6 protein-coding genes are annotated in these 6,594 nt (G+C 63.1%); 4 read left to right on the forward strand and 2 right to left on the reverse strand.

The features are described 5' to 3' along the window. The first annotated feature begins 5 nt into the window (after nt 1–5). The 3 genes from J4E58_RS24900 to J4E58_RS24910 all read left to right on the forward strand — a co-directional run bounded on the left by J4E58_RS24900 (nt 6) and on the right by J4E58_RS24910 (nt 4,393). Entirely contained in the window at nt 6–3,218 is a 3,213-nt protein-coding gene (locus J4E58_RS24900) for a hybrid sensor histidine kinase/response regulator (protein ID WP_087090813.1), read from the forward strand. Nucleotides 3,219–3,292: 74 nt separating this feature from the next. Further along, complete coding sequence (locus J4E58_RS24905; protein ID WP_007929094.1) at nt 3,293–3,940, forward strand: response regulator; 648 nt, start codon at nt 3,293–3,295, stop codon at nt 3,938–3,940. Nucleotides 3,941–3,979: 39 nt separating this feature from the next. After that, complete coding sequence (locus J4E58_RS24910; protein WP_087090811.1) at nt 3,980–4,393, forward strand: TIGR03067 domain-containing protein; 414 nt, start codon at nt 3,980–3,982, stop codon at nt 4,391–4,393. 25 nt (nt 4,394–4,418) lie between these two features. On the opposite strand, the gene J4E58_RS24915 is transcribed toward J4E58_RS24910, so the two are convergent. Continuing rightward, on the reverse strand, nt 4,419–5,045 hold the full coding sequence (locus J4E58_RS24915; protein ID WP_087090809.1) for a TetR/AcrR family transcriptional regulator: 627 nt from the start codon (nt 5,043–5,045) through the stop codon (nt 4,419–4,421). A 72-nt stretch (nt 5,046–5,117) separates the two neighbouring features. Between J4E58_RS24915 and J4E58_RS24920 the strand changes: the two genes are divergently transcribed. Further along, nucleotides 5,118–6,326 (forward strand): serine hydrolase, encoded by a 1,209-nt coding sequence (locus J4E58_RS24920; protein WP_087090807.1) that lies wholly within the window; start codon nt 5,118–5,120, stop codon nt 6,324–6,326. On the opposite strand, the gene J4E58_RS24925 is transcribed toward J4E58_RS24920, so the two are convergent. Next, on the reverse strand, nt 6,311–6,594 hold a 284-nt coding region (locus tag J4E58_RS24925), incomplete at its 5' end, for a helicase C-terminal domain-containing protein (RefSeq protein ID WP_310650904.1). The genes J4E58_RS24920 and J4E58_RS24925 overlap by 16 nt on opposite strands.

Here is a 6,594-nt window from a genome sequence, read left to right on the forward strand (position 1 = left end):
CAGTGATGAACCACCAGGACACGCTCATCGAGAATCTGAAACGATACTCGACTCGCCTGAACAAGGGATTGTTGATTTTTCTCGGCTTGACCCTGTTGTTGATCGCCATCAGTTACTGGTCGTCGCACAAACTGCTCGAAGAACAACACGGCAGGTTCAAAGCGCATTTTGCGCGGATGATGGAAGACATCCGCGAACATGAAGACTTCCTCCGGGGCGTGGCCGTACAAAGTAGCAAGATCCCCCTTCACGCCAACGATTCGGTTTCATACCTGAAAAGCGCCTTGCCCGAAGAGGGGCCGCACAACTACCTGGGCCAGGAATTTGCCTTTTCCACGCCCTTCAGCCTCTCTGTCGATCACCAGGGCGTCGAGCCTGACACCTTGGCCAGGCTGGCCGACCTGGGAGAGCACCTGACCGACTATTACAGCGCCTTCTGGTCCACTTCCCATTACCAGTCACCGCCGTTTTTCCTGTTCGATGCCGAGGGCAACTTCAATATCGGCATTCCGGCCGCCGGGCATTCACGCGACCCGCTCTGGAAAAACGACACCCCCAACAAGACCCTCGTCCTGCAAACGCTCAAGCATCTGCTGGCGAAAGATTCGGCACGGGCCGATGGCGCGGTCGATTGGGAGCCCCTCGTCCCCCATCAGGCCAATGAGGCCCCCGTCCGGCTGCTGGCTTATGTCAGCACCCATCTCGGGCCGCAATGGTCACGAGTCCAGGACAGCGGTAACCAGATCGGCGTCGCGTCGCTGTTCAGCATGGATCTGGTCAATGACATCAAGCGACTCATGCCGTGGTCGACCTATGACCATGTCGCCCTGGTCGCCCCCTCCGGAAAGGTGCTCAGCGGTTCGCTGCAACCGGGCGTCGTGCTGCATGACGGGCTGAACATCACCAGCGACGGCATGGTCTTCAAAGTCTCGAGCCATTCCGCCGAGCCCTGGACCGCTCTCTATACCATCGGTTTCAAGAGCTACTTCAACTACACCCTGTGGCCCTTGCCGGTCTTGCTGGCCCTGCTGATCGGCGGCATTGGCTGTGGCTGGCTGGTCAGTCGCCGGTATCAGTCACGTATCGTCAAACCGGTCTACGAGGCTTACCAACGCACCGCCGAGAGCGAGGCCTTCAGCCGGGCCGTGATCGATTGCGCACCCACCGGCCTGTGCGTGGTGCGTCGCTCGGACTTCAAGGTCCTGCTGGAAAACCGCAAAGCCCAGCAATGGCAAGGCAGCACAAAACTGCGGATGGCCCTGGAGAGCCGGCAGGACCTGTGCGTCGCCGGTGAAACCCGGCTGGACATCGACGGTACTCACCTGCAGGTAGGGTTCGTGCCCACCCGTTACCAGGGCGAGGACGCCTTGCTCTGTGCCTTCCACGACGTGACCAGCCATATCGAGGGCGCGGCCATGCTGGAGCAGGCGCGACGCTCCGCCGATGCGGCGAGCGAAGCCAAGACGCTGTTCCTCGCCACCATGAGCCACGAAATACGCACCCCGCTCTATGGCGTACTGGGCACCCTGGAACTGCTCGGGCTGACGCGCCTGGATGCCCGCCAGCGCGAGCACCTGCAAACCATCCAGCGCTCGTCCAGCACCCTGTTCCAATTGATCAGCGATGTCCTGGACATTTCCAAGATCGAATCCGGGCAGATGGCGATCGAGTCCCAGGCGTTCTGCCCGCTGCAGATGATCGAGGACACGCTGCACGCCTACAGCGTCTTCGCCGAAAACAAAGGCCTGCTGCTGTACGCCTGCGTCGATGCGGCGTTGCCCGACCAGTTGCTGGGCGACCCGGTACGGATCCGGCAGATCCTCAGCAACCTGCTCAGCAACGCCATCAAGTTCACCGACACCGGGCGCGTGGTATTGCGCGTCAAGCTCCTGCACTGCGTGGATGGCCAGGCCAGCCTGGAGTGGCAGGTCACCGACTCCGGCATCGGCATTTCACCGGCGCAACAGGAACGCCTGTTCGACACCTTCTACCAGGTACGCGACGCCTCCAGCGAGGCCGGAGCCGGACTCGGCCTGGCGATATGCCGCTGGTTGACGGAAATGATGGGCGGCCAGATACGCGTGGTCAGCGAGCCCGGCCTGGGCAGCAGCTTCTCGCTCCGCCTGGGGCTGAAGGTCATGCCCGGCGCTCTGGAAGGTTGCGCGGACATCCTGCCGAGCACCCAGGCGGTGTATGTGCGGGCTCCCGCCGTGGAGCTGGCGCAGAGCACCAGTGACTGGCTGAATCGCCTCGGCGTGGTCGCCAAGCCATTGCCGGCCTTTGTCGAAGAGTCGCGCCAGGCCAACCTGCTGGTCGATGTCCTGCCCTCCGACGCCCTACCCGCCTGGGCCGGACCACGGGTCCTGTGCGTCAGCGGCGAACACCCGGCACCGCCACCGCGAGGTTGCACCGTGGATGCCCATGATGTGCGGGCCATCGCCAGGGCCGTGTCCCTGACCCTGCACGGGAAAACCATCGCGCCCGCCGCTCCCGAATGCGACCTGAGCAACAGGCTCGGCCTGCATATCCTGGTGGCCGAGGACAACGCGATCAATCAGGCGATCATCAAGGAACAGCTCGAAGCCCTGGGCTGCACGGTGACAGCCGCCTCCAATGGCGAAGAAGCCTTGCAGCTCTGGCAGCCGCAGGTGTTCGACCTGGTGCTGACCGATGTGAACATGCCGCTGCTCAACGGCTATGAACTGACCCGCGCCCTGCGTGAGCGTGACCGGGAGACTCCAATCGTCGGGGTCACGGCCAATGCCATGCGCGAAGAAGGCGCCCGCTGCATGGCTGTCGGCATGAATGCCTGGCTGGTCAAACCCTTGAGCCTGCAGACTCTGCACCACTACCTGTCGAATCTCTGCGCGAATGCGCCTGCCCAGGAACCGCAACCGATGATCGATGCAACGCCTTCCCCCGCGACCGGCGACACAATGATCGAGCTGTCCCCAAAAATGCGTGAGCTGTTCATTACCACCATGCGCCAGGATGTCCAGAGCGTGACCGACGCCCTCGACGCCCAGGATGCCAAGCGGCTCGCCGAACGGCTGCACAGCGCCGCCGGAGCGCTGGGTGCCGTGCAGCTGAGCGGGCTGGCGAAAAACTGCGCCGAACTGGAGTCCCGGATACTGCAAAGCGCGATCACCTCTTCCGTGACCCTTGAGGTGAAAAGCCTGATACAAAGCTTGACGGATATTCTTAATGCACTTGAATGAGACGCGACAAGATTTGATGAGCGCAATCCTTTACTCTTTCTCCTTACCAACCGGCGTATTACGAGTGGCTAGTCATGGAAAAATTTAAAGTAGTCATCGCCGACGATCATCCGATTGTTCTGCTCGGCGTTCGCGAGTTGATGGAACGGGAAAGCAACTTTGAAATAGTCGGTGAAGCCATCAGCTCACAGGGCTTGATCGAGATTCTCGAACAACAGCCGGTCGATATCGTCATTACCGACTACAACATGCCCGGGGACTCTCCCTACGGCGACGGCCTCAAGCTGGTCGAGTACCTGAAGCGCCACTTCCCGCGCCTGCAGATCCTGATCCTGACCATGATCTCCAACCAGTTGATCCTCACGCGCCTGCATGAACTGGGGGTGGTCGGGGTGATCCAGAAAAGCCAGCTGCACAATGAAATCCAGGTGGCGCTCAAGACCATTGTCGAAAGAGGCTCTTATCAGAGTCTGGAACCTGCGCCGAGCTCGGTCATCGAATCCAACGCCAGCATCGACGACCGGATCTCCATGCTCTCGCCCAAGGAGTTTGAAATCCTGCGGCTGTTCGTTTCCGGCAAGAGCGTCAGTGACATTGCCCGCAGCCAGAACCGCAGTTCGAAGACCATCAGCGCGCAGAAAATCTCCGCCATGCGCAAGCTGGAAGTCGAGAGCGACCAGGACCTGCTGACGTACTGCATCGGGCGCAACATCTTCAACTGACCCCCTCTTACCCAGCGAAGACAGAAGGCCCGGACGACGATGACCTGCGACGACCAGTTCGACCTGCAACAGCTTCAAGGTGCCTGGGAACAGGTGGAATACGAGGACAACGGGGTCAGCAACCCGCCTGACGAACATGGCGCCCCGGGAGCTCTTACCCTGATCCAGGGGCAAGGGTTCCGCGTCGTGACGCTCGAAGGCGAGCTGTTGCTCGCGGGCAGTTTTACCCTCGATACCCGGACCACGCCGAAATCCATTACCTGGGTCGACTCCATGGGCGCCGACACCGGCAAGCACTTGCCTGCCAGCTATCGACTGGACGGCGATGACTTCGTCTTCATCGCCGCGGATGAGGGCCAACCCAGGCCCACCGAGTTTAGCACCGGGCCAGGTGAAACCCTGCGCCGGTTCATCCGCGTCTCACAGGATGGAACAGGCCTCGGCAGCCGCTGAGGTTCACTCATTGGCCGGCATGCCGTCAGGCCCTGGCCCGCTGTATTTCCCGCCCCGCCAACTCGCCAATGGCCAGCAACGCTGCGCAATCCGCACCATCCTGGGCCTGTACCGACATGCCTTGAATGATCGCCCCGATATACCGGGCCAGCGCCGCTGCCTGGGTATCGGCGCGCAGTTGCCCGTTGGCGATGCCTTGCTCGATATGCGCTTCAAAGGCCTTGAGGGTGTTGGCCCTCAGGGCGCTGACGAACTCCCGCAGCGCATCGTTTTCCACCGCGCAGGTCAGGGTCGCGGTGGAAATCATGCAGCCCCGCGGCCGCCCGGGCAGGCTGTATTCATGGGCCGCCTCGCGCAGCAGGCGGAGGAAACCGTCCACCACATCCGCCTCTTCGCGCAGTGCCCGCTCGGCAAAGGCGCCAGTGCTGCGCTGGTAATGCGCCAGCGCCTGCTGGTAAAGCTCGGCCTTGGACCTGAACGCGGCATACAGGCTTTGCACGGTGATGCCCATGGCCGCCGACAACTCCGGCATCGAGGCGCCTTCATAGCCCAGGCGCCAGAACACCTCTGCCGCAAGGCTCAGGACCTGGTCGCGATCAAAGGCAATCGGCCGTCCACGACGGCGCACCACGGCAGCAGGATTATTTATCATAGTGATCACTATTGAAATTAGAACGAATGCCGGTTAATCATAGCGGACATTGTGATTATAGAGGCTCTCCCCATGGATCGACCCCATAAAGGCCTGCTCGCCCTGGCAGCCACCCTCGGCGCTTCGCTGGCCAGCGCCGCCACGCCGGACGAGGAGCTCGGCAGGCGCATGGACACGGCCATCGAACGCGCCATCGGCGAACAGCGGATCGTCGGCACCGTGGTGGTGGTGATGCGCGACGGCCAGGTGGTGTACCAGCGCGCCGCCGGTTTCGCCGATCGGGAGGCGGCCCGGCCCATGACCGGCGACACCATCCTGCGCCTGGCCTCTATCACCAAGCCCATGGTGTCCATGGTCGCCATGCGCCTGGTGGAACAGGGCACGCTGTCCCTGGACGATACGGTCAGCCAATGGCTGGCGGATTTCCGCCCAAGGCTGGCCGATGGCACCCGCCCGCCGATCACCGTCAAGCAATTGCTCACCCACACCGCCGGCCTGAGCTATGGCTTTCTCGAGGCCGAGCATGGGGCGTATCGCACGGCCGGGGTGTCGGATGGCCTGGCCGAGCCGGGCATGAGCCTGGAAGACAACCTCAAACGCATTGCCAGCGTGCCCTTGAGTTATCCGCCGGGTACGCAGTGGCGCTATTCCATGGCCATCGACGTGCTCGGCGCCGTGCTGGAAAAGGCCAGCGGCAAAAGCCTGCCAGCCCTGACCGAGGAACTGGTCACCCAGCCTTTGCACATGAACGACACCGCGTTCTCGGTCAAGGACCCTGCCCGCCTCGGCGCGGTTTACCGCGATGATCGTCCGCGGCCGAGCCGGATGCAGGACGAGGCGACGATCCGGGTCGGCGAAAGCACCACGCTGTTCTCCCTCAAGCGGATCTTCGACCCGCGCGCCTACTCTTCCGGTGGCGCCGGCATGGCCGGTACCGCCATGGACGTGGCGCGTTTTCTCGACACCTTGCGCCAGGGTGGCGGCCCGCTGCTTTCCGCCCGCAGCGTTCAGGCGATGATGACCGACCAGGTCGGCGCCCAGGCGCAGACCCAGGGGCCGGGCTGGGGCTTCGGCTACGGCTGGGCGGTGCTGGACGATCCGGCCCTGGCCGGTACCCCACAATCCCGGGGCACCCTGCAATGGGGCGGTGCCTACGGCCACAGCTGGTTTGTCGACCCACAGGCCAGGCTAACGGTGGTGGCGCTGACCAACACCGCCTTCGAGGGCATGTCGGGAGCTTTCACCCGGGAGATCCGCGACGCCGCCTACCCGGCGCCCTGAAGCACCTCGTCGCCCGGAGCGTCGAGCGCCCACCAGCCCGGCAGCAATTGCCGGACCCGGGGCTCGGCGAACCGGTCGTCGATCAGCATCACCACGCCGCGGTCCTGCTGGCTGCGAATCACCCGGCCCGCGGCCTGCACCACCTTCTGCAGGCCGGGGTACAGGTAGGTGTAGTCGTAACCGGCACCGAAAATCGCCGCCATGCGCTGTTTCATCTGCTCGTTCACCGGGTTCAGCTGGGCCAGGCCGAGGGTGGCGATAAAGGCGC

Source organism: Pseudomonas sp. FW305-25 (assembly GCF_017351415.1).
Taxonomy (GTDB): Bacteria; Pseudomonadota; Gammaproteobacteria; order Pseudomonadales; family Pseudomonadaceae; genus Aquipseudomonas; species Aquipseudomonas chlororaphis.